A 22,088-nucleotide genomic window follows, 5' to 3' on the forward strand; every position below is an offset into this window, starting at 1 on the left:
AGCAGCGCGGCGGCGTCTACGGCACCGCTCAGCAGATGGCCTCCTGCCTGACCAACCGGCAGGTTGCCGCCTGGGTCACCCCCCAGGGGCCGGCCGACCACCGGCCGCACTTCGATCCCGCGGCGTTCGTCGCCGACGGTGGCACCCTGTACAGCCTGTCCAAGGAGGGCCGTGGCACCGCCGGCCCACTCGTGACCGCGCTGACCGTCGCCGTCGTCGAGGCCGCCGAGGAGCTCGCCGTCCACTCACCCGGCGGGCGCCTGACCACGCCACTGCTGGCCGTGCTCGACGAGGCCGCGAACGTGTGCCGGTGGCGAGAGCTGCCGAACCTCTACAGCCACTACGGCTCCCGCGGGATCGTCATCATGACGATCCTGCAGTCCTGGTCCCAGGGCACCGACGTCTGGGGGGAGTCGGGCATGAAGAAGCTCTGGTCCGCCGCGAACGTGAAAGTTTACGGCGGCGGCGTCTCCGAAGCTGCCTTCCTCGAAGACCTCTCCCGCATCGCCGGCGACTACGACCGCCAGGCCTCCTCCGTGTCCTACGGGCGCGGGCACCGCACCGTCTCCCAGCAGCTGCACCGCGAACGCATCCTCGACGTCGCCGACCTCGCCGCGATGCCCAAGGGCCGCGCCCTCGTCCTCGCCTCCGGCTCCCGCCCCACGCTGATCCGCACCCAGCCCTGGATGACCGGCCCGCACGCCGAGGCCGTGCGCGCCTCCATCAAGGCCCACGACCCCCAGGCGGCCCGCACCATCGTCGACGCCGAGCGCGAGCTCGCCGTCGTCGACAAGACCCCGAACCCGGTCCCGGCACTGTAATAGGGAGAACCGTGATGACCGACGTGCTGAACGGCTGGGACGAGGCCGAAGACCTCATCGACGCCCGCACCGAGCACGCGGGTGACGAAGCAGCGAAGCCGGAGGAGCCCACCCTCTACTACGGCTCCGTCGACGACTTCGTGCGCGAATACCTCCGCCACCTCTACCGCCGCCGCGTCGGCCCGAACACCTCCGCCAAATGGGCCTCGGAATGGTGGCGCCACCCCGAGGCCATCGTCCGCCTCGAAGCCCTCTGGCGAGCCTGGGAACACCTCCGCCTCGACCCCGCCACCGGCATGAGCGTCTGGTTGCGAGACCACGCCGACTACCACATGGGCGTCCTGCTCTCCGCAGAGGGTCCCTTCAAGAAGTCCCAGGACGAGAACCGTGACGGCGAACCATTGCCGTACACCCCGCCGCCAGCCGGATTGTTCCTGGACGAACGTCCGGAGTCAGCGCAGTGAGTGCGTACTTCTCGTGATCACTGACATTGTCAGTTCTGACCGGTAGACCACTCGGTAGGAGAAACGATCCGAGTGTGTGCCAAGCTGCCTCTAGAGGAACTTGGCAGCGAGGGGGCACATCCTGCTCGTTCAAGCTGCATGATGCTGTCGCTAACGCGGTTGACGCTCAGCGTTGATTGGAGCTGCGCTGAGACGCTCGACCATCTCGACGATCAGGGGATCGTCCCCGGCACCTTCGTGCACGTCCATGGCATCCGCCACCAAGGATGCCGCAGCCGTAGATACTCGGGCTGCGATGCCGAGTTCGTCCGCGAGCTTGACCGCGGCTCCAAGGTCTTTATGGGCAATAGCGAGTGATCCGCCGCTTACGTAGTTCGCCCGCCATGCGAGAGGGACCCGATGCTGAAGAGCCCAGGATGCCCCGCTCGAAGTAGAGACTACGTTGACGATGGTGTCGGGATCGAGCCCTGCCTTGGCGCCAGCTACGACCATCTCCGCAGCCGAGGCAAGAGCGGTGAAGTACATCGCTTGATTGATCACTTTCATCGTTGCCCCGAGGCCAGCGGTGCCTCCAACAACGACCGGGGATCCCATGGCTTCAAACGCTGGCATCACGACAGCAACCGCCTCATCGGAACCAGCGACCATGATCGTGAGGGTGCCGTTGGCTGCGCCCTCGACGCCGCCGCTGACGGGTGCGTCGACCACATGAAACTCGCCGGAGGCTCTTTCGGCGACCTCACGGACGAACGAGGGCGAGAGACTGCTCATGCTCACGAGCACGAGATCCCGATGTGCCCCCTCGGCGACGCCTTCTGGGCCCCAGATGGCACGTTCCGCCTGCGCATCGTTGACAACCATGACGATGACGATCTGGGATCGTGTAGTCAGATCTGCGGCAGACTCCGCAGGTGCCGCCCCAATCTCCCGAAGGCGGTCCCGAATGTCGGGTCGTGGATCGAAGCCGAGCACACGGTGCCCAGCCTCCACTAGTCGACGGGCCATGTGCTGACCCATGTTGCCCATACCGATGACTCCGATGTCCACGGCGCTCTCCTCTTCCTAAACCTGGCGCTACTGCGCGGTCCATCCGCCGTCGACGAGCAGATGGTGGCCGGTGACTAGATCGGCACCGTCGGACACCAAGTAGAGGACCGCAGCCGCCACCTCCTCGGTGCGTCCGAGACGTCCGATCGGGATGCGTCGCATCACCTCGTCGGCGATCTGCGGATCCTGGAACATCTCACGCGCAAGAGGGCTGTCGATGAAGGTCGGGCCCACGGAGTTAACCCTGATCGAGTGAGGTGCCCATTCGAGCGCAAGGACGCGGGTCATGGCCACGAGGCCGCCCTTGCTCGCCGCGTACACGGCACGCTTGTAGAAGCCGACCTCACCGATCTGCGAGGAAAGGTTGACGATCCGACCAGGGCGTCCGAGCTCGATCATCCGCCTAGCCGCGGCTTGCGCCATGAAGAAGCTCGAGCGGAGGTTCAGGTCGAGAACGGCATCCCAGGACGCCTCGGTGACGTCGGTCGCCGGCTGCTGGATGTTCGTGCCCGCGCTATTCACGAGGATCTCGACTGGCCCCAGCGCAACCTCGACCTCGCTGACAAGGTCAGATAATGCGCTGGTTTGCAATACGTCGGCGGCGAACGGCGTCACCGAGCCATCGAGCGGGCTCGAGGCCTCGGCAACGGCCTGCAAACGGTCCGCATCGCGACCGACGGCAGCGACGTGGGCACCTGCCTCCGCGAGCGCGAGTGCAATGTGCTCACCGAGCCCTCGGCTGGCGCCCGTGACGATCGCCACGCGACCGTCGATCCGGAACGACGGTAGATAGGTCATTGGACTGCTCCTGGGTCAGATCGTCTTCGGTCCGCTCTGGTCCGGATGCTGCTCAGTCGAACAACTTCCCCGGGTTGAGTACGCCGGCGGGGTCGAACGCACGCTTAAGGTCCCGCGCGACCGAAGCTGCGCCCTCGTCGAGCAAGCCGATGTAGGGCTTGCGAGCGAGTCCGGAGCCGTGGTGGTGGGAGAGTTCTCCACCATTGGCGAGAGTGGTCGTCATCGCGACCTTCCAGATCTCCTCGATGCGTTCCGCGGCGGTCCGATTGTCGGTTGTGTGCCCGAGGAGGATCACGTACAGGGACGTGCCTTGGTTGTAGATGTGGGAGAAGTGGCCGAGGACCTCGTCGGCGAGCGGAGCGAGCGCGCCGGTAAGGGCGTCATAAATGGCAGCAATCTCGCTCCAACGGCCCGCGATCTCGATCGTCTCGGCATAGCCGCCCGAGGCGTTGAGGTAAGACTCAACCGTAGAGAAGTCATAGCGGCGACCCAGCCAGCCTTCGACGGGCTCCGCACCCAATGATTTGGCGCCGAGGTCTCCGATGAGTTCGATGGCTGCGGCGTGCTCCGCCCGGGCCACGGAGTCGATTCCTTCGTTGCCGAGAAACAGGACAGGTAGGCCCAGGTCGTCGCGACCCGTAGCGTGACGCGCCTCGGTCTCGTCGTAGAGGCGGACGAGAGACGGTCGCAGGCCCGACTGTGCAAGCGTGCGGATCGCGTCGATGCCGGCCCGCACCGACGGCAGTGTGAAGGCCTCGACGATGGAGGTTTCCGGGACCGGGAAGATCTTGAGGACGACCTCGGTGATGACGCCCAGCGTTCCCTCCGAGCCGATGAAGATCTGACGAAGATCGGTACCTACAGCTGCGCGCGGGCGCGCCTCGAGCTTGACGGTCCGACCGTCGGCGAGGACGACGGTGTAGCCGACGACGAGGTCCTCGATGCCGCCGTAGCGCGACGACAGCTGACCAGTTGCGAAGGTGGCGACCCAACCGCCGGCTGACGAGCGGTTCAGCGACTGCGGGGAATGGCCGAGAGTGAAACCCTGCTCGCGCACATACGCCTCGAGGTCGTCGCCCCGGACCGCGGCGGGCACGGTAACCGTATGGTTGATCGCGTCGATGACGGGCGTTCCGGTCAGGCCGGTGACATCGAGAAGGATGCCACCGCGCGACGGCAGCGGCTGTCCGGTGACAGAAGACCCGAGAGCTCGAGTCGTGACCGGCACTCCTCGCTTCGAGGCGTAGCGAAGCACTGCAGCCACATCGTCGACGGCCTTGACCTTGACCGCGATGTCCGGCATGTGATCGTGCTCGTCGAGCTGCGCCTTCTTAGCCGCAAGCGGCCACCAGTCGTGGCTGTAGGGCTCGAGCTCGACGGTCGCTGTGATCAACTGATCGGCGGAAACGACGTCCTGCAGATCGCTGCTGAGCTGCGCGAGGGCGTCAGTAGTTGCGAGAGGAGAGTTCGACATTGAAAGCCTAACGTCGGTTTACAGATAACTGAATATTGCTGTGTGCGGGCGGCGCTGTCAAGCGCGCCGGCAAGGGCTCGCGCATCATGCGGCGCCCTCAAGTCACCTCTTCGCCTAGGTCACCCACTCTCGAATCAGCAATTTACAGTAGTCTGTATAAACCGCTACGGTTGGTGGCGGCACTCACTACCAGAGACGACCTTGGGGAGACTGATGAACCGCAAAGCCAGTCAGGCCACCGTCGATGTAGGCGCTGCAATGCGCGCGACGCAAGGGAGGGGCAGCCGATGACCCTCCCTATTGCAATCACCATCGGCGACCCTGCAGGCATCGGGCCGGAACTCAGCCTCCGCGTCGCTGCGGATGCAGATTTCCAACCTGACGTCCCGGTCCTCCTGATCGGGTCCGCCGAGGTCCTGCAGCGCGTGGCGGGCGCCGTCGGCCTAAACGTTTCCGTCTGCGTCGTCGCAGACCCTTCCGAGGCCGCTCGGAAGCCCGGGGTCGCGTACGTTCTCGACGTGCCAATGGACGGTGTAAGCACCATCACCCCGGGCCAGGTCACGGCCGCAAACGGAGCTGCCGCTGTCGCGGCCATCGAGCGAAGTGCGGAACTGGCTCTCGCTAGCCAGATCCTCGGCACAGTGTCGGCACCGGCCAACAAGGAAGCGTTTAACGCCGCCGGGCACCACTACGAGGGCCAGACCGAGATCTACGCGGCACTGACGAATACGACCGCCTTTCACACGCTTCTCATCGGTGGTCCGCTGCGAGTCAGCCTCGTCAGCGCCCACTGCTCGATGCTAGAAGCCATCCGGCGCGTCCGTGCCGATCGCGTCGAGCGCATCGTCGGCGAGATGCACGAGGCCCTCCGCAACGGGTTCGGGATCGCGACCCCGCGCATCGGTGTGGCGGGTCTCAACCCGCACGCCGGCGAAAATGGCGTGTTCGGGCGGGAGGAGATCGACGAACTCGCTCCGGCGATCGCCCGGCTGCGCAATAGGGGAATCGATGTGAGCGATCCTCTCGCGTCTGACAGCCTCTTCGCAGCGCACGAGGCTGGCCGGTACGACGCGGTCCTCGCTATGTACCACGACCAGGGCACCATCCCGCTCAAGCGCTTCGGCTACGTGTCCTACTCGGCTGGCCTTCCCATCACGCGTACGACCGCAGGCCACGGCACCGCCTTTGACATCGCATGGAAGGGCATCGCAAACCCCGAACTCCTCTCGCGAGCGACAAAGATCGCCGTCGACCTGGGAACCCGACGCCTCGCCACGGAGCGTGCATGAAGCTTGCGCGAGTCGCCGTCCTCGCGGACGACTTAACCGGCGGCGCCGCCATTGCGGGTGAGATCGCCCGCGACCTCGAGCGGATCGTTGAGGTCCACAGCGGGGCACCACCCGAGGACCCATCGGGGCTCGTCGTCGTCGAGACCGGGAGCCGGTATCTTCCACCCGAGGCTGCCCGCGCCCGGGTGCAGCACGAAGTTGCCAGCCTGCACTCTCGCGGCGCCGACATCCTCATGAAGAAGGTCGACAGCACGCTCAAAGGGAACGTTGCTGTCGAACTTGCCGCATTCGTAGCTTCCGTCCCTGGCCCGGTCGTCGTGGCGCCGGCATGTCCGGCCGTCGGCCTCCGCATTGTCGACGGCATGCAACAACGCCCCATGGGCGCCGGCACAGACGTCCTTGCGACACTTGAGTCCGCTGTACGCGAGACTGTTGACCTGCTGCGACTCGACGATGTTCGGGCCGGAAGTACACGAATCGCTGATGTGATCGCAAAGGCATCAAGTCGCGTCATTCTGTCGGATGCGACGAGCGATGAGGACCTCCGTTCCGTCGTCCATGGCGCCATCGCGGCCGGCGTTCGCTTCTTCGCCGGTACTTACGGGCTGGGGGCTGCCCTCGCTGACGCCACCGGACCAAACCTCCTGCCCGTACGGAATGCCTCGGAGCTTAAGGCCGACCGCATCCTCGTCGTCATCGGCTCCGCCAACCCGGTGACCGACACCCAGCGCAAGGTGCTCAAGGCCTTCGGCGCGAAGGAGTTACTCCTAGACGTGCCGGCCCTATTGCGGGACGCCGCCACCGAACACGGGAGGTTGCTTGATGAGGTCCGCGCGTCAAGCGCGTCCGTGGTCATTGTCCACACTGGGGCTCGAGATTCAGAACGAGCGGTGCGCACACTACGAGACGCTGCGGGCTGGAGCGAACGTGATCTTGCCAACGTCATCGCGCCGCCGCTCGTCGACGCAATACGGGCAATGTCATCTGCTGGGGTGTACTTCGTCGGCGGAGAGACAACGGGCGCGGTAGCCGAACTGCTCGGATGGTCCACGTTCGCAGTCGTCGATGAAGTGACCCCGGGTGTGCCACTAGCCATCGCTCAAGGTGCACCCAACCCTTTCATCCTCACGAAGCCGGGAGCGTTCGGTGACCCCGATGCATTAGTCGTCGCTATCCAGCGCATGCTCGCTAGTGCGTCCTCTCCGAGGGCTGCGCACTCGTCGGCTGGACGCTGATTCAAACTCAATACCGAAGTTCTATCGCTACCCCTTCCAGGAGCCGACTTCATGGAATCCGCCGTCACCGTCCGTCCCAGCGAACTTGAGATCCGCAACGGTGAGGAGCCGGCCGGTGTCGGCAACTTTGACACGCCGGCCCTGGAGATGGCGAAACGGATCGGCGTCCCGCGAGAAGGTCGGGATGGTGAGCGGCTCGTCGCCGCCACGCCCGCCACCGTGCAGAAAATCCTCAAACTCGGCTACGACGTCGTTGTCGAGCACGGCGCCGGAACGGCGGCGACCTTCGCCGACGATGACTACGTCGAGGCCGGCGCCCGGGTCGTCCCCCTAGACGAGGTTTGGGGAAGCGACGTCGTGGTCGCAGTCCATGCGCCCGACGACCGGCGGCTCGGGCTTCTACGCGAAGGTGCGGTCCTTGTCGCACAACTATGGCCAGGCGCTCACCCGGACCTCGTGACAACGCTCGCCGAGCGTGGCGTCACCGCCCTCGCACTCGATGCCGTGCCACGTATCTCGCGCGCCCAGGCGCTCGACACGCTGTCAACCATGTCCAACGTCGCCGGCTACCGCGCGGTCATCGAGGCCGCCGCAGAGTACCCGGGCATGTTCACAGGCCAGGTCACCGCTGCCGGAAAGATCCCGCCCGCGAACGTGTTCGTCATCGGCGGTGGCGTTGCCGGGCTCGCGGCGATCGGCACGGCTTCGTCGCTGGGCGCGTCCGTGCGCGCGTTCGACGTGCGCCCTGAGGCCGGTGAGCAGATCGAGTCCATGGGCGCCACGTTCGCCCACTTTGCCGCCGGCCAGCAGGAGGTCAGCGGCGACGGGTACGCCCGCGAGCTCGGCGCCGGCCAGGAGGCAGCGACCCTGCGCCTGTACGCGGAAGAGACAGCGCGGGCCGACATCGTCATCACCACCGCATTGGTGCGCGGTAAGGCGCCGCGGACGATCACATCCGAGATGATCGCGCAGATGAAGCCGGGCTCCGTCATCGTCGACCTCGCCGCCTCCGGCGGCGGCAACGCTGAGGGCACCGTGCCGGGCCAGCGCATCGTCACGGACAACGACGTCGTCATCCTCGGCTACACCGACTTGCCCAGCCGAATGCCGGCCCAAACCTCGCAGCTGTACGGCACTAACATCGTGCACCTCATGGGCCTGCTCACCCCCGGCAAGGACGGGCAGGTCATGCTCGATCTCGAGGACCCGGTGCAGCGCGGCATGACCATCGCGCACGACGGCGCGGTGCTCTGGCCGCCGCCACCCGTGCAGGTATCGGCGGCGCCCGCCGCCGATGTGGCGCCCACGAAGAGCGGTGAGGAGCTCGCCGCCGAGGCGGCGGCAGCCACCGTCGCGAAGGCCCGCACCCGGGGCATCCGCAACACGGTCCTAGCCGGTCTGGGCTTCTTGCTCGCGACGTTGGCGATGACGATCGGTGCCGAGGAGTTCCTCGTGCCCTTCACGGTGTTCGCGCTTGCGGTCGTCATCGGCTTCTACGTGATCTCGAACGTGAGCCACTCGCTGCACACCCCGCTGATGGCCCAGACCAACGCCGTCTCCGGCATCATCCTCGTCGGCGCTCTTCTGCAGCTCGGCAACTCTAACCCCGTCGTGACCGTGTTGGCCTTCGTCGCCGCCGCCGTGGCGAGCATCAACATCTTCGGTGGCTTCCTCGTCTCCCGCCGCATGATCAACATGTTCCGGAAGGACGCGTGACGTGCTGACCCACCTCGCCCAGGCTGTCTACGTCGTCGCGGCCCTCCTGTTCATCCTGTCCCTCGGCGGCCTGTCCAAACAGGCCACCGCCAAGCGGGGTGTCACGCTCGGCATGACTGGGATGGCGCTCGCCCTCGTCGCAACCGTTGTCCTCGCGCTCGACCAGTCCCAGCGCCCCGTCGGCGTCACGCTCGGCTTGATCGTCGCCGTCTTCGCCATCGGCGCGGCAGTCGGCACCTGGCGCGCCCGCACGGTCGAGATGACCCAGATGCCCGAGCTCATCGCGATCCTGCACTCTTTCGTCGGCCTCGCAGCGGTCGCCGTCGGCTTCAACTCCCACCTCACCGCCCAGGCCGAGGGCCACCTCGACGGCGTGCATGGCACCGAGGTGTTCATCGGTGTGCTCATCGGCGCCGTCACCTTCACCGGCTCGATCGTGGCCTACCTCAAGTTGAGCGCGCGGATGAAGGCGGCGCCGAGCATGCTGCCCGGACGTAACTGGCTCAACCTCACCGCCCTGGCCGTGTGTGCCGTCCTGCTGGTTTGGTACCTGGGGAGCGGGTCGCTGCTGCCGCTGGCGGTCATGACCGTGATCGCATTGGGGCTCGGCTTTCATCTCGTGGCCGCGATCGGTGGCGGCGACATGCCCGTCATCGTCTCGATGCTCAACTCCTACTCGGGGTGGGCCGCCGCGGCCGCCGGGTTCATGCTCGGCAACACTTTGCTCCTGGTCACCGGCGCCCTCGTCGGTGCCTCGGGTGCGATCCTCAGCTACATCATGTGTCAGGCCATGAACCGGTCGTTCGTCTCCGTCATCCTTGGTGGGTTTGGGGCCGACGGCGGCTCGGTTACGGCGTCGTCCGGCGCGGATGGCGAGCACCGCGAGATCGATGCCGACCAGGCGGCCGAAATCCTCAAGGCGGCCCGGTCGGTGATCATCACGCCCGGCTACGGCATGGCCGTCGCCAAGGCGCAGTACCCGGTGGCCGAACTGGTCTCCCGGCTTCGGGTGCAGGGCGTGAAGGTGCGGTTCGGCGTGCATCCCGTGGCCGGCCGCCTGCCCGGGCATATGAACGTGCTGCTGGCCGAAGCCAAGGTGCCCTACGACATCGTGCTCGAGATGGACGAGATCAACGACGACTTCGAGGAGACCGACGTCGTCCTCGTCATCGGTGCCAACGACACCGTCAATCCGGCCGCGTTCGAGGATCCGAACAGCCCCATCGCCGGCATGCCGGTGCTCAATGTCTGGGATTCTCGGCAGGTCATCGTGTTCAAGCGCTCCATGGCCACCGGGTACGCCGGCGTGCAGAATCCGCTGTTCTTCCGCGAGAACACCGCGATGCTGTTCGGCGACGCGAAGGACCAAGTCGAGAAGATCGTGCAGGCCCTGACTCCCGTAACGGTCTAGCTTCCATGCCGCCGGTCGCAGGCCTCGTTGAGCGTGAGCCGACAGGCGAGACGCACACGCTTCACTCTCGACGACGGGACTCGTATGTGTAAATTCGAGCGTTGAAGCGCAGATTGAGTTGTCATCCCGGTGAGTACCGACGGTGGATGCGTCGAGTCAGAGTCATGCTGGGCGTAGCTGGCGTAGCTGGGGGTAGCCGTTGACCTGGTGACTGCGACGAGGAACCTTGCGCTGTGGACGGACAGGTGTCTGCACCGTTGGGGAGCAAGGTTAGTGCTCTCACTCGAGTTGTTTGCACCGTGTGGGGCTGGGGGTGCAGCAGTAGACCCGGTAGGTCGGCGGCCACGGTGATGATGCCTAGCCGCTGATCCAGCGGCATGCGAAAGGGCGCGACTGGCCGGCAGGTTTCGGAGCGCGCTGCCGGGGCGCATCACGTACGTGCTGGAGCGCCGTGCCCGTCGCGACGTTGGAGCAGATGTGCGCTGGGATGTTTACGACGAGAGGTCGACCGCGGAGGTGTTTTGCGGTGCCGGTGTGCAGGTCGCCCTAGCAGTCGCCGGACACGGCCGGATCTTAGACCTCGGCGGGGCGCTCGGAGATCATCACCTTGTCACGCCGGCCGATTCCGGACCCGCGCGGATTAAGGCACTCGCACGACCCAAAACCGTAACGCTCGCACCCGTCAGTTCGAGCGCGCTGCCGCTTCCGCAGTTGTCGAAGCGGCTATCGCAAGAGAGGTCGGGGAGAGGTCAGGCACGTCTGTTGACGATCACCGCAACCTCTGCCCCGACCTCGCCGCCCGCTCCAGCTCGGTGAGCGTCTCAGGAATCGACTCCGGTCACCGTGGCGTGCGCTCCCGATAGCCAGTCGGGCCTGTAGTAGCACCAGAAATCAGGGCTACTCCGAGGCCATCCCGCTGATCTGCTCAACCCATCCTTGCACGGAGGGATCGGCCTGCTCGGTCAGGTGTTCAACCCTGGCGCGCCACTCATCAACATCAATCTCGTAGAACGTCACGCCGGATTCTTCTAGGAAGGTTCGGTTGTCTTCGTCCTCTTCGAGCCCGACAGTGCGGAACTCGAGTGAGACATCGTCGGCCGCCTGCACTAGTGCCGCCCGGGTGTCATCAGGCAAGGCGTCGTAGGAGTCTCCCCAGAACTGGAAGTGCTGGTTGCCGAAGAGGTGGTTAGTCACGGTGATGTGCTGAGCCACCTCATAGAAGCTCGACGAGCGGAGCACACTCACCGGCGCCTCGGTCGCCTCGATGGCGCCCTGCTCGAGAGCGCTGAAGACTTCATTCAGCGCGAGCGGCGTGGGTGAGGCCCCGAGCGCCTGCCACGTCTCGATGTATGCGTCCTGGCCAGGCACGCGGATCTTTAGCCCCTCGAGGTCGCTGAGGCTCTCGACGGGGCGGATGCTGGCTAACTGGCGTCCGCCGCCGCGCGGGAACGCGCCGAGGAGCTGGAACCCCGAGTCCGCCCTGACCTCTTCGAAGATCTCTTCCTTGAGGTCGCTCTCCCAAACGGCAACGAAGTGGTCGAAATCGTTGTAGAGAAACGGCAGGCCTTCGATAGAAGCGAGAGACGTGTACCGCTCGAGCGATCCGAGGCTCTCGAACACAATGTCGACGCTTCCGAGCTCGAGTCCCTCCTGCATCTCTTCCCAGGATCCGAGTTGGGCTGACGGGTATACCTGGATGGTCACGGCATCGTCGGTAAGTTCGGCGACCCGCTCGGCGAAGGCAACAGCACCGCGGTGCTCCAGGCTTTCTGGCGAGTAGGCATGGCCAAGACTCAGGGTCGTGCTCTCAGCAGACGCGTTCGCGTCCTTGTCGCCGTCGGCCGCAGCAGCGCAACCAACGAGCAAGGCTGCCGCGGTAGTCGCCGCGATGAGAGCGCCGGCTCGGCGCGTCGTTCGATGTGTTGACATATGGCTTCCCTTCATCGGTGGCGACTTCGTCGCCGCCACCGCTCAGCGAGAGAGAGCGACTCCCCGATCTTGAGGGGGGTCTGGATCGGTCACTTTACAAAATACTGTAAACCGCGTCATGATGCTACGGCTGGTGGCAGCCGAACTGCAATACGACCGAAGGGGCTCGTTGTGACTGAGACGTGGATACCGTCCCTCGATGGGGGGAACGGGCGCGGCTTCTTCGCGGTGCTCGACCGCATGATCTGCTGGCTCGTCGTGCTGGGCCTGATCCTGCTCACGGGCATCCTCATAACGCAGGTGATCGCGCGCTACGTCGCTCATTCGCCCACTGTGTGGTCTGAAGAGCTAGCGGTAAGCCTGTTCGTCTGGATCTCGATGCTCGCGATCCCGCTCGGCTTCCGTCGCGGGGAGCATCTGACGATCGACTTCCTCGTGCGTCGGCTCAAGCCTCCGGCGAGCAAGGTCTCCGCGATCGTGATCGCCGCATTGTGTGTACTGACGCTCGGCCTCATCGGCTGGCTCGCTGTAGGGATCTTGCCGGCAGCCGACCGCCAACTTCTCACAGGCATTGCCCGCGGCCTCGGGATCCCCGCCAAAGTCTCATGGGTATACGCAGCGATCCCTCTGGGTTGCGCCCTGGCGATTGCCTTCGTGCTCGAACGCCTTGCCTGGCTCCTGCGCGGACGAGTGACCGTGCTCAACGAGGACGCCGATCGCATGTTCGTCGAGAACTTCGACACCGAACTCGAAGGAAGGGCTTCCTGATGGGCTACGCACTCGGTCTCGCTTTCGGCGCCCTCGTCCTCGTTGCGGTGCCGATTGGCATCGCACTCGGGCTCGGCTCGATCTTTGGTCTGCAGTTCTTCAGCGAGATCCCGCTGGACATCGCCGCACAGCGACTTGCTTCGGGCCTGAGAAATTTCCCTCTCCTCGCCATCCCGCTTTACATCGTCGCAGGCGCGCTCATGAACTCGAGCGGCATAACGCAGCGGCTCGTCGACTTCGCCTACGCTCTCGTCGGGCACATGCGCGGCGGGCTCTCGCTCGTCACTATCGTGACGACGGCCATCTTCGGGGGGATCTCAGGATCCCAGATCGCTGATACGTCGAGCGTGGGTCGCCTCATGATCCCGCAGATGGTTGCGCGAGGCTACAAGCCCGCCCACGCGGTCGCCGTCATGGCGACCGCCGGGTCAATGTTCGTGACAATTCCGCCGAGCATCAGCCTCATCGTTTTCGGTGTGCTTGCCGAGACTTCGATCTCAGATCTGTTCTTCTGGGGCCTTCTGGTCGGCATCGCTTTCGTCGTGCTAATGCTCGTCATGGCATACGCCATCGCGTTCATCACCGATCAACCCAAGGGTCGGCGGATGCCGTTCCGTCAACTACTCGTCGCGTCCCGTCAGGCAATCTGGTCGCTAATGATTCCAGTCGTAATCCTAGGAGGGATCCGGCTGGGAATCTTCACGGCTACGGAGGGGGGTGCTGTCGCAGTCGCCGTAGCCATTGTGATCGGATTCTTCATTCACAAGGAACTCACGCTTAAGAAGATGGTCCACTCCCTCGTCGAGTCAGGCGTCCTGGTCGGCGTCATCATGCTGGTGATCGCCGCCGCTCAAATGTACTCCTGGGCTCTCGTGATGGGCCAGATTCCACAAACGCTGACATTCTGGATCCAGGGGCTCACAGAGAATCCGTTCCTCATCCTCCTCCTCATCAACTTGTTGCTGCTCCTCATTGGCACAGTCATGGAGGCAAACTCGGCGCTCATCGTCTTCGTGCCGATCCTGCTTCCCATCACGACCGCGATAGGGATCGATCCCGTGCATTTCGGGCTTGTCTTTGTGGTCAACCTTGGACTTGGCCTTCTCACGCCCCCCGTGGGAATGTGCTTGCAGATCTCCTGTAAAATTGGCAATATCACTTTGTCTCAGGCGATCCCTGCGATGGTTCCCTGGTTCATCACGTGCCTTGTCTTCCTCGCCGGCGTTACCTATCTGCCGCTGCTGATGGGGTGAGCTTGCCGGTAGGCCTACGTCTGATCATTTATTGGCAAGACATCGATCACGCGGGGTGTCGCCCCAAGTCCGCTCGAGGCGTCGGGGCGACCTCCCGTCGCCACGAGTGAGCACCAGATATGCAGGAGGCGGTAAGGACCTGAGGACCAGGTTGACGGAGTTCGGTGACACGTAACCCCAGCGGCGTCACTGCGAGTCCTCAGACGTTCAAGCGGTGGCGCGGCGGATCGACTGAAGCAACAAACGAGAGCGGGTGGCGACCCACGCCGATAGTGCCCCGAGCGCCAATCCTCGAGCGAGTCGGAGTCATAGAGGTGGCCGGCCGGAGATGCACCGAGTCGGACTCTTCCCATGTCGAGGCACTACACACGTCACGCCACCGCGAGCTACACGGGCCTCTCTGCGTGCGCCTTCCTTGAGAATGCTCATGCCATGGACAAGGTCGTATCGCCCCACCGCCGCACGCTCCGCCTCGGCGGTGACGCTAGCGGCACTAAGAACTCAAGTCTTCGCATCACTGAAAGGCCGGGCGATCACGGCCACACTGGACCCGCGCTTGAGTGAACCAATATGTGAGACGAACAGTATCGCCATCCGATAATAGTCGATACGTCGGTCCAGCAGATCGCTCTCTGTCAGTTGTCGGTGGGCTCTTCACTCGCAAGTTCGCGTGACGTGTCGGCGAGGACGTCTGTGAGGGTCGCTGTCAGTCCCTCGAGATCGGGGAGATCCTGGCGTTGCTCGGGGGTGAGGGTGTCGTAGGTGGCGACTGCGAGGGGAGCGCTGGCGCTGGCGAGGGCGTAGCGGACGACCTGTTCGTCGCGGCTGGTGCACAGCAGGAGCCCGACGGTGGGCGCGTGGATGGCATGGTCGCGGAGCCGGTCGTCGACGACGGCGACGTAGGTGCCGAGCTGTCCGACGTAGGCGGGGGAGAAGCGGCCGATCTTGAGCTCGACGACGACGTAGCGCAGCTGGGTGACGTGGAAGAGGAGCAGGTCGACGACGAGCACGTCGTCACCGACGTCGAGACGGACCTGCCGGCCGACGAACGCCATCCCGTGCCCGAAGGCGGTGAGGGTGCCCTGCAGCCGGTCCATCAGGGCCTGTTCGAGGGCGCGCTCGCTCGCGCGGTCGGTCAGGTCGAGGTGGTCGAAGATGTAGGGGTCGCGGGTCAGCTGCTGGGCGAGTTCGGAGTCGGGTGCAGGCAGGTGGCTGTCGAAGTTCGAGGGCGCCGCGCCGACGCGCGAGTGGAGGCGGTTCATGATCTGGTGCTCGAGAACGTTGCGGGACCAGCCGTGCTCGACGGCCTGGGCGGCGTACCATTCCCGCAGTGCCGGCTCGTCGAGCCGGTCGAGCAGCACGGTGACGTGGCGCCAGGGGAGTTGTGCACCAAGCTGGTGCACAAATGCCGGGTCCGGCCACGCCGCGGCGAACGCGCGCATGTACTGCAGGTTGCGCCGTGACCATCCTCGCTGGTCGGGGAAGGCCTCGCGGAGGTCGCGCGCCAGACGGTCGACGATCTTCGCGCCCCAGCCAGCCTGTTCCTGCCGCTGCAGGATGTCCCTGCCGATCGACCAGTACAGCGCCAGCAGTTCGGTGTTCGCCGCCCGTGCGGCCCGCACCCGCGAGGTGCGCACCCGCTGCTTGAGCTCCTCGAGCAGCTCGCCGTAGCCCTCAGGATCAGCGGCGTCGAGGTCCTGGCGTGGCACGTACGCCATCCTGCCGTCTTGGTAGATCCGCCCGGGTCAGCGACACGGATTCCCGCTCAGTCGTGCGAGCAGCGCTCTCTTCGGGGTCCGGGTCTGGACGGCTCTCAACGACCTTGGGACGACAAACGGCGGGTGGTAGGAAGATCCCACCGCCCGCCGTTGCGGTCCTGCCTGTCCTGCCAGGAAGTCAGCCGACGTTGGGTTTGCCTGCCACGACATTGAACTGCGCGGTCGAGGTCGACACCTGGCCGTAGGGGTCGGTGCTGCGCACGGTGACGGTGTGGGCGCCGGGAGCGATGTTGTGGGGCAGTGGAACGGTCCACAGGTGGGAGGAGGGTTCCGGTCTGGCCGGGCGCTCAGGTGTGCCGTCGTACCGTGCGAACAGCTCGGTGATGTACGGGTCGTTCGCCGGCTCGGACTGAGTCATCGCCGTGAAGGGCCGCCCGTCGACCGACACCTCTACCGTGTGTCGCTCACCGCCATCGAAGACGTTCGCGGTCAGGGTCGGCACGGTCCAGCGCTCCTCGTCCCAGTCGCGCGGGTGGTAGACGACCGGCTCCGCGAAGTCACCGGAACCGCTCGGCCCCGACGGAACATGGGTTCTGCCGGCGGCGCCTCCGGAGAACGACAGGCGCATCTGGAAGTCTGCCGGCAGGCTCGCCGCCTTGTAGCGCGGGGTGTACTCGACGCCGTCGAAGCTCATCGTGTAGTAGCCGTTGGGGTTTCCGTCTGCCATGTCGGCGGCGGAGACGCCGCGCTCGTCGACCGGCCCGGAACCCCATCCACCACCCCGCGCCTCGGCGAGCACCTGGTGATGGAACGGCTCGGCGCCCGTCCAGCCCTCGTCCTCGCCGAGGTACATCTGCCAGCTGTTCGAGGTGTCGTGCCCGGCGAAGCTGTAGACGTGCCTCCGGTCCCCGAGCACGTCGAAGAGCCCCTGGAGGCTCTCGTCGTTGAGGTTGAGCCCGGTGGACGGCGTCGCGTCGGTGCGGAGCGGGCTGTGGGTGGCGAGCACCACCAGTCTGTCCTCGGGCACGTTCGCGAGGTCGTTCGCGAGCCAGGCGAGCTGTTCCTCGTTCAGGTGTGCGCGGTAGGCCTTCCCCGCACCCACCTTCTCGATGTTGTCCATCGCGACGAAGTGGACCTTGCCGTAGTCGAACGAGTAGTTCGTGGGCCCGAAGACGGACTTGTAGGTGTCGGTCGCGTGCTCGTCGCTGGGTGCGTCGTAGTCCATGTCGTGGTTGCCGGGCAGGTTCCACCAGGGGATCCCGATCTCGGCGACGGCTGCGTTGTGCTCGGGGAAGAGGTGCAGCGGGTCGTTCACGACGTCGCCGACCGTGAGGCCGAAGGCGGCGTCGGTCCCGGCGAGCTCCGCCACAATGTCCTGGCGCAGCTCCTCGATCTCCCCCGAGGTGTAGGTCTGCGGGTCCGCGAGCACGAGGGCGTCGAACTTCTCGTTGTCCTCCTGCCTGACGAGCGGGAAGTCGACGGACTCAGGCAGCGGCCCAGTCGGCTCGATGCCTCCGTAGCGCAGGTCGTGCGGTGTCCCGTTGGGGTAGTGCAGGTAGTAGAACTGCGGGAGCTGGACGTCGTTGACAGGGACCATGTAGCCGCGCGGCTTGGTGACGAAGATGATCGTCTCGTCGTCGACGGGCAGCTCGTAGGCTCCGTCGGCATCGGTGGTGACGACGTCGAGTCCGTTCGAGACGGCTACGCCGGCGACGCCGGGCTCTCCTGCGTCACGCCGGCCGTTCTGGTTCTGGTCGTCGTAGACGACCCCGTCGGCCGTCTGCTCCGTCGGGGTGGCCGACGCAGCCGCTCCGGGAACGACGAGGCCGGCGAGCACAGCGCCGCCGCAGGCGAGCGCGATCCTTCGTGTGGACAGCGTCATGTCGAGGCATTCCTTCTGCTGGGGAGGTGGGAACCCTCGTGACGCTAGGGACGCCCGGAAACACCCCGGTGAATGCCCTGTGACCCGTCAGTCAACACTCGCGCGGACGCGCATGGTTTTACCGCGCTTAACGGCGTCGGGCGCCGGCTGTCCCAGTGCCACGCCAGCACGGTGAGCACCCGTTGGTGGTCGTCGCCGACGGCAGCAGGTCGAGCGCTGGCGCGGTCGAGCCGGCCGTACGGAGCGGAGCAATTGGCGGTTGCGCCGTGGAGTGAGCAGCGCCTGTCGGGCACGAGCACACACACAGCCACCCGAGGTTGTCCTACTTATGAGATCAGCCATCTTACATGAACTGGCAGGGAGACGTGTTGCGGTAGGACGAGTAGAGAAGTCCGTCCCGACCCGGGGCCCATGACCGCCAGCACGCCGGAGGAACGGCTCCTTATGGCGCGCGCCCTTGCGTGGGACTTGATGGGGGCGCACTAGGGCGTGTCGCGCAATTGGCTCGTCTTTGTGCCCCCGAGACGCGTTCGGCTATCAGAGGCACCATGGTCCCTGTCTGACTACGCGGTAGTTCAGCGGCTCTTCGTCCGTCAGAAGTGCATCGCCAAGAAGAAAACTGCTGGCGCGAGACCGAGAGCAGTCCAGATATACGCTGGCCAGCGGAAGCCTTGCGGTGAGCGGACAATGGCTACAAGACCCGCGAACGTGGCCAGGGCGCTACCGCCGATCGCGAAGATGTGAAATGTGTCGGGATCGCTGAACCACGCGATGAGAGACATTCCGCATGCGACCACCGAGGCGAAGAAGGCGACAGTGCGGCTACCGCTACCGCGGATGTTGGTTTCGGGCTGCTGGTAGAGCTTTAGCACTTCTGGGCCAGGCAGTGGCCCGGGGTTGCCGATGAAACTCATTGGGGCCTCCCGCCTGGCGCCTGACTCGAGATGAAATCCCGCGTGTTCAAGCCTCAACTCTTACAAGGTAGCCGATCTTGAGTAATCGTGCGCTGTGGCAAGCGGAACTCCTAAGAGACCTCGACGGCGTCGAACGGGCCGACGGCCCGCGTACTCACACGGTCCAGCTGAGTTCATCAGGGCCGTAGCCCGCGATGGTCTTCCGCACCTCCTGCTCGAGAAACTCCCGGGTGACCGTCACTGGGGGTGAGCCCAGGAAGGCGAGCGTGAAGCCAGAGGGGCCTGTAGTGGGTTCTGGCGAGAATCCAACGTCGAAGACTCCGGGCTCAGCCTCGCGTTCAAGGACGAGAATCTCGATGTCGTCCATTGTGAAAGTGAAACGTATTCTGTTCATGACTGTTTCCCGCCCGATCAGTTGGTGAGTGTCAGCGGCGCGCCGCGATGTAGCGGCTGTGGGCGTTTGCGGATGCGACGGCGTGGCGTTCGAGGGTGGTCTGGTGATAGCCGAGGATCTCGGCGAGGACCGGGATCGGGCTTGTCCTGGCGAGCTCGGCGAGGGTGCCGAGGCGGGCGGCTCTGGTGGAGCAGACGGTCTTGAGTCGTTGGCGCAGGTGGGCTGCGCCGAGGTGGTGGCCGGGGGAGCGGCCTCTGAAGATCCACGGGCTGTGGGGGTGCGCGGCCGTGCGGCCGTGCCCAGGTTCTTCGAGGAGCTGGCGCAGCGGCTCGTCGAGCGGCGGCGGGAGAGTGATCGGCGCTTTGCCGAGAGTGATCGTGGCCAGGTCGTCGGTGACGGTGGCGTCGTTCCAGGTGAGGCGGACGACGTCCTCGACCTGCTGGCCCAGGACCAGGACGAGGATGCCGGCGAGGCGGTCCCTGGCGGTGAGGTCGTCGTGGTGGACGACGGCCTGAACGGCCGCGGTCTGCTCGACGGAGGGCAGCTTGTCGGCGGTGCCGCGGCGGTGGGGCTGCATGCGCAGGTCCGGATCGACGAGGTGGGCCTTGATGGCCCAGGCGAGGAAGCGGCTGGCGAGCTCGCGTGTGGTGGGTCCGCCGGCCTGCCAGGCGTCGAGGTCGGCCTGGGTGAGCCGGTCCAGGGGGGTGCCGCGGGCGGTGAGCCAGGTCAGGAAGTCGATGGTCACGGTCGTGGTCTGCTTCGAGCGCAGGAAGGTGCCCTGGGTGACCGCGCCCGGCGCGGCGTTCATGCGGCGGATGAGGTGCCAGCGGACGAACCGGTCGGCGATGTCGCGGTGCTCGCCAGCAGGTAGCCGGTCGAGCGCCTGGCGGCTCCAGGCAGTGAACCGGACCAGGAGCTCGTCGCGGCGGGGTAGTGCGCCGTGCTCGACGAGGAGGCCACGGACGTAGTCCCGGGTGCGCGAGGCCGGGAGCTCGTCGAGCGCCTCGTGGGTGATGGCGGGGGCGACGGCGAGGTGCTGGAGGAACGCGGTGACGTGCGGTTGCCGGATCCAGGTCAGGCCGCTGTTGGCGCGTTCCATCGACTTCAGGGCCGTCACCATCGGCACGAGCTCGGGAGAGACGGTCCCGGTGGCGGGGTTGGTCAGCAACCGGTCGACCGTCGCCGCGAGCACGCAGGTCCAGCAGCGGCCGCCGTCGTAGACCTCATCCTCCGCGCCGCAGGTGCGGCAGTCGACGTTGAGCTTGACGCCCGAGCACTGCCGGCAGGCTGGTTGTCCGTCGGCGATGCCGGGCAGGACGCCGGTGTGGCCGCAGGCGCAGGTGCCGCGGGTGCGTTTGGCGCGTTGGTAGCAGTAGCCGCAGACGGGACCGTCGGGCCAGCGGGCGGCGACCTGGTAGTGCTGGCCGCAGCGGCCGCAGGCCTCGGGGAAGCTGGCCGGGTCGCTGGCCTTGCGGGGTCTAGCCATCGTGGTCGGCCGGTAGGACCCGGATCCGGCGGGCGATGGGCTGCCCGGGTTTGACGCCGATGTCCTCGGGCCGGCGCGGCGCGTTGGCGGTCGCGGCGGCCCGCATCTCGACGTAGGGCTCGAACAGGTCGCTGGGGGTGCACTCGAGGATGTCGCACAGGGCGGCGAAGGTGCGGGCCGGGATGCGCTCGGGCGTCACGGTGACCAGGCGGTGGACCTGGGCGTTGGACAGGTTGATCCCGCGTGCCTTGAGCAGGGGGATGAGCTCGGTGGTCTTCCACAGGTTCCGTTGGGCCATCAGCTGCCGCAGGTTCCAGCGGTAGCCGATGCGTCGCTGCTCACTCATGGCTGCTCCCGTCTGTGCCGTCGTCCGCGCCGATGCGGCGGGCGATCATGCGCTGGATGGTCTTGTGCTTGAAGTCGGCCGAGACCGAGGTGTAGAGCGCGGTGGTGGAGGAGTAGCTGTGGCCGACCTGCTGCTGGACGAAGAGCGGGTCGTAGCCGGCCTCGATCAGGTGGGTGACGTAGGAGTGGCGCAGGGCGTGTAGCGACAGCTCGGCCGGCAGGCCCGCGAGCTCCCGGAGCCGTTGGAAGGAGCGGTCGAAGTTGCGCAGCGCGGCGCCACCCGCGCGTTCGGAGGGCCACATGAGCGTGGAGCGGTCCGCGGTCGCAAAGCGTGCCCGACCGTCGGGGGAGAGCCAGAACTCCAGCAGGGCGACGACCCAGTCGAACTCCGGCACGGTGAGCACGGTGCGCCGCCGTGGTCCGGAGCCCTTGGTGCCCTTAGCCCACCGGACCTGGACCGAGCCGAACCGCCCGAAGTCGGGCACGTGCGGGTTGGGGCCGAAGTCGACAGACTCGAGCAACGCGAGCTCGCGCCGGCGCAGCCCGTAGGCGTAGGCCACCTTGAACGCGATCGAGTCCCGCAGCGCCGGCAACCAGCGCTTGGAGCCCTTGGCGAACTCGGCGTCGACCAGGTCGTCGGCGGTGTCGAAGAAGGTCTGCAGCTCGCCCCGGGCGAAGCTGCGCCGCCGCGGCGGGACCGCGTCGTCGGTCGTGTGACGCGGGGTGTTCCACTCGAACACCACCTGCGAGGGCACGTCACCGAACACCCGTTCGCACAGGCGCGCCCATCCGTACCGCGAGTCGGTGAGGTAGGCGCAGAACGCCCGGATCGCGCCGGAGTGGGCCCGCAGGGTCGACAGCGCCAACGGCCGTTCGCCGCTGCGGCGATCCGCGAAGAACTCATCGACATGATGCGCCGACCACGTCCACGGGTACTCGTTGGAATGCTCCTGGAACCGCTCGACCAGCCGGCACGAGGACTGGATAAACGCCGTCGTCAGCCCGCGGGCCAGCAGCTGCGCGCGCCAGCCGTCGACCATCGCCTCGAACACCCGGTCCTCGGCACGCAGCAGGCCGACACCGTTGTCCGCCAGAAAGTCGGGAACCCGCCCCGGAACCAGCTCCATGCGCCGAACCGTACGCG

Annotated in this window: 19 protein-coding genes; 8 read left to right on the forward strand and 11 right to left on the reverse strand. The window is 66.0% G+C overall.

The annotated features are described in order from the left end of the window. Both ATJ97_RS00005 and ATJ97_RS00010 read left to right on the forward strand, forming a co-directional pair. A partial coding sequence (locus tag ATJ97_RS00005) for a type IV secretory system conjugative DNA transfer family protein (RefSeq protein ID WP_170036939.1) occupies nucleotides 1-821 on the forward strand: 821 nt, incomplete at its 5' end. Nucleotides 822-835: 14 nt separating this feature from the next. Continuing rightward, entirely contained in the window at nucleotides 836-1,285 is a 450-nt protein-coding gene (locus ATJ97_RS00010) for a DUF4913 domain-containing protein (RefSeq protein WP_098481969.1), read from the forward strand. Nucleotides 1,286-1,435: 150 nt separating this feature from the next. Here ATJ97_RS00010 and ATJ97_RS00015 read toward each other — a convergent pair whose 3' ends face one another. The 3 genes from ATJ97_RS00015 to ATJ97_RS00025 are packed head-to-tail and all read right to left on the reverse strand — an operon-like array spanning nucleotide 1,436 to nucleotide 4,604. Then, nucleotides 1,436-2,332, reverse strand: coding sequence for an NAD(P)-dependent oxidoreductase (locus tag ATJ97_RS00015; RefSeq protein WP_098481970.1), 897 nt, complete (start codon nucleotides 2,330-2,332; stop codon nucleotides 1,436-1,438). Nucleotides 2,333-2,359: 27 nt separating this feature from the next. Beyond that, on the reverse strand, nucleotides 2,360-3,130 hold the full coding sequence (locus tag ATJ97_RS00020; protein WP_098481971.1) for an SDR family NAD(P)-dependent oxidoreductase: 771 nt from the start codon (nucleotides 3,128-3,130) through the stop codon (nucleotides 2,360-2,362). Nucleotides 3,131-3,182: 52 nt separating this feature from the next. After that, nucleotides 3,183-4,604, reverse strand: coding sequence for an FAD-binding oxidoreductase (locus ATJ97_RS00025; protein ID WP_098481972.1), 1,422 nt, complete (start codon nucleotides 4,602-4,604; stop codon nucleotides 3,183-3,185). 287 nt (nucleotides 4,605-4,891) lie between these two features. Between ATJ97_RS00025 and pdxA the strand changes: the two genes are divergently transcribed. From pdxA to pntB, 4 genes are all read left to right on the forward strand, one after another. Then, nucleotides 4,892-5,893: a 4-hydroxythreonine-4-phosphate dehydrogenase PdxA gene (gene pdxA, locus ATJ97_RS00030; RefSeq protein ID WP_170036942.1), complete on the forward strand. Its 1,002-nt coding sequence runs from the start codon at nucleotides 4,892-4,894 to the stop codon at nucleotides 5,891-5,893. Beyond that, nucleotides 5,890-7,128 (forward strand): four-carbon acid sugar kinase family protein, encoded by a 1,239-nt coding sequence (locus ATJ97_RS00035; RefSeq protein ID WP_170036945.1) that lies wholly within the window; start codon nucleotides 5,890-5,892, stop codon nucleotides 7,126-7,128. The genes pdxA and ATJ97_RS00035 overlap by 4 nt, the downstream gene beginning before the upstream one ends. A 147-nt stretch (nucleotides 7,129-7,275) precedes the next feature. Beyond that, complete coding sequence (locus tag ATJ97_RS00040; RefSeq protein WP_098482030.1) at nucleotides 7,276-8,844, forward strand: Re/Si-specific NAD(P)(+) transhydrogenase subunit alpha; 1,569 nt, start codon at nucleotides 7,276-7,278, stop codon at nucleotides 8,842-8,844. Nucleotide 8,845: 1 nt separating this feature from the next. Beyond that, a complete protein-coding gene (gene pntB, locus ATJ97_RS00045; protein WP_098481975.1) occupies nucleotides 8,846-10,255 on the forward strand; it encodes a Re/Si-specific NAD(P)(+) transhydrogenase subunit beta in 1,410 nt (469 codons plus the stop codon). A gap of 897 nt (nucleotides 10,256-11,152) precedes the next feature. Here pntB and ATJ97_RS00050 read toward each other — a convergent pair. Beyond that, nucleotides 11,153-12,223, reverse strand: coding sequence for a TRAP transporter substrate-binding protein (locus tag ATJ97_RS00050; protein WP_170036948.1), 1,071 nt, complete (start codon nucleotides 12,221-12,223; stop codon nucleotides 11,153-11,155). A gap of 132 nt (nucleotides 12,224-12,355) precedes the next feature. Here ATJ97_RS00050 and ATJ97_RS00055 point away from each other — a divergent pair, with 132 nt between their 5' ends. Continuing rightward, on the forward strand, nucleotides 12,356-12,952 hold the full coding sequence (locus ATJ97_RS00055) for a TRAP transporter small permease (RefSeq protein WP_170036951.1): 597 nt from the start codon (nucleotides 12,356-12,358) through the stop codon (nucleotides 12,950-12,952). After that, a complete protein-coding gene (locus ATJ97_RS00060) occupies nucleotides 12,952-14,205 on the forward strand; it encodes a TRAP transporter large permease (protein ID WP_170036954.1) in 1,254 nt (417 codons plus the stop codon). The genes ATJ97_RS00055 and ATJ97_RS00060 overlap by 1 nt, the downstream gene beginning before the upstream one ends. A gap of 635 nt (nucleotides 14,206-14,840) precedes the next feature. On the opposite strand, the gene ATJ97_RS00065 is transcribed toward ATJ97_RS00060, so the two are convergent. The 7 genes from ATJ97_RS00065 to ATJ97_RS00095 all read right to left on the reverse strand — a co-directional run bounded on the left by ATJ97_RS00065 (nucleotide 14,841) and on the right by ATJ97_RS00095 (nucleotide 22,071). Further along, nucleotides 14,841-15,923: a PDDEXK nuclease domain-containing protein gene (locus tag ATJ97_RS00065; RefSeq protein ID WP_098481978.1), complete on the reverse strand. Its 1,083-nt coding sequence runs from the start codon at nucleotides 15,921-15,923 to the stop codon at nucleotides 14,841-14,843. Nucleotides 15,924-16,101: 178 nt separating this feature from the next. Then, nucleotides 16,102-17,805: a calcineurin-like phosphoesterase C-terminal domain-containing protein gene (locus ATJ97_RS00070; protein WP_098481979.1), complete on the reverse strand. Its 1,704-nt coding sequence runs from the start codon at nucleotides 17,803-17,805 to the stop codon at nucleotides 16,102-16,104. Between the two features lie 593 nt (nucleotides 17,806-18,398). Beyond that, entirely contained in the window at nucleotides 18,399-18,719 is a 321-nt protein-coding gene (locus tag ATJ97_RS00075; protein WP_098481980.1) for a hypothetical protein, read from the reverse strand. 154 nt (nucleotides 18,720-18,873) lie between these two features. After that, a complete protein-coding gene (locus ATJ97_RS00080; protein WP_098481981.1) occupies nucleotides 18,874-19,086 on the reverse strand; it encodes a hypothetical protein in 213 nt (70 codons plus the stop codon). Between the two features lie 58 nt (nucleotides 19,087-19,144). Then, nucleotides 19,145-20,599, reverse strand: coding sequence for a Fis family transcriptional regulator (locus ATJ97_RS00085; protein ID WP_098481982.1), 1,455 nt, complete (start codon nucleotides 20,597-20,599; stop codon nucleotides 19,145-19,147). Beyond that, a complete protein-coding gene (locus ATJ97_RS00090; protein WP_098481983.1) occupies nucleotides 20,592-20,945 on the reverse strand; it encodes a helix-turn-helix domain-containing protein in 354 nt (117 codons plus the stop codon). Before ATJ97_RS00090 ends, ATJ97_RS00085 begins: the two co-directional genes overlap by 8 nt. Continuing rightward, entirely contained in the window at nucleotides 20,938-22,071 is a 1,134-nt protein-coding gene (locus tag ATJ97_RS00095) for a tyrosine-type recombinase/integrase (RefSeq protein ID WP_098481984.1), read from the reverse strand. Before ATJ97_RS00095 ends, ATJ97_RS00090 begins: the two co-directional genes overlap by 8 nt. Between the last annotated feature and the right edge of the window lie 17 nt (nucleotides 22,072-22,088).

The organism is Georgenia soli, from assembly GCF_002563695.1.
GTDB classification, from domain to species: Bacteria; Actinomycetota; Actinomycetes; order Actinomycetales; family Actinomycetaceae; genus Georgenia; species Georgenia soli.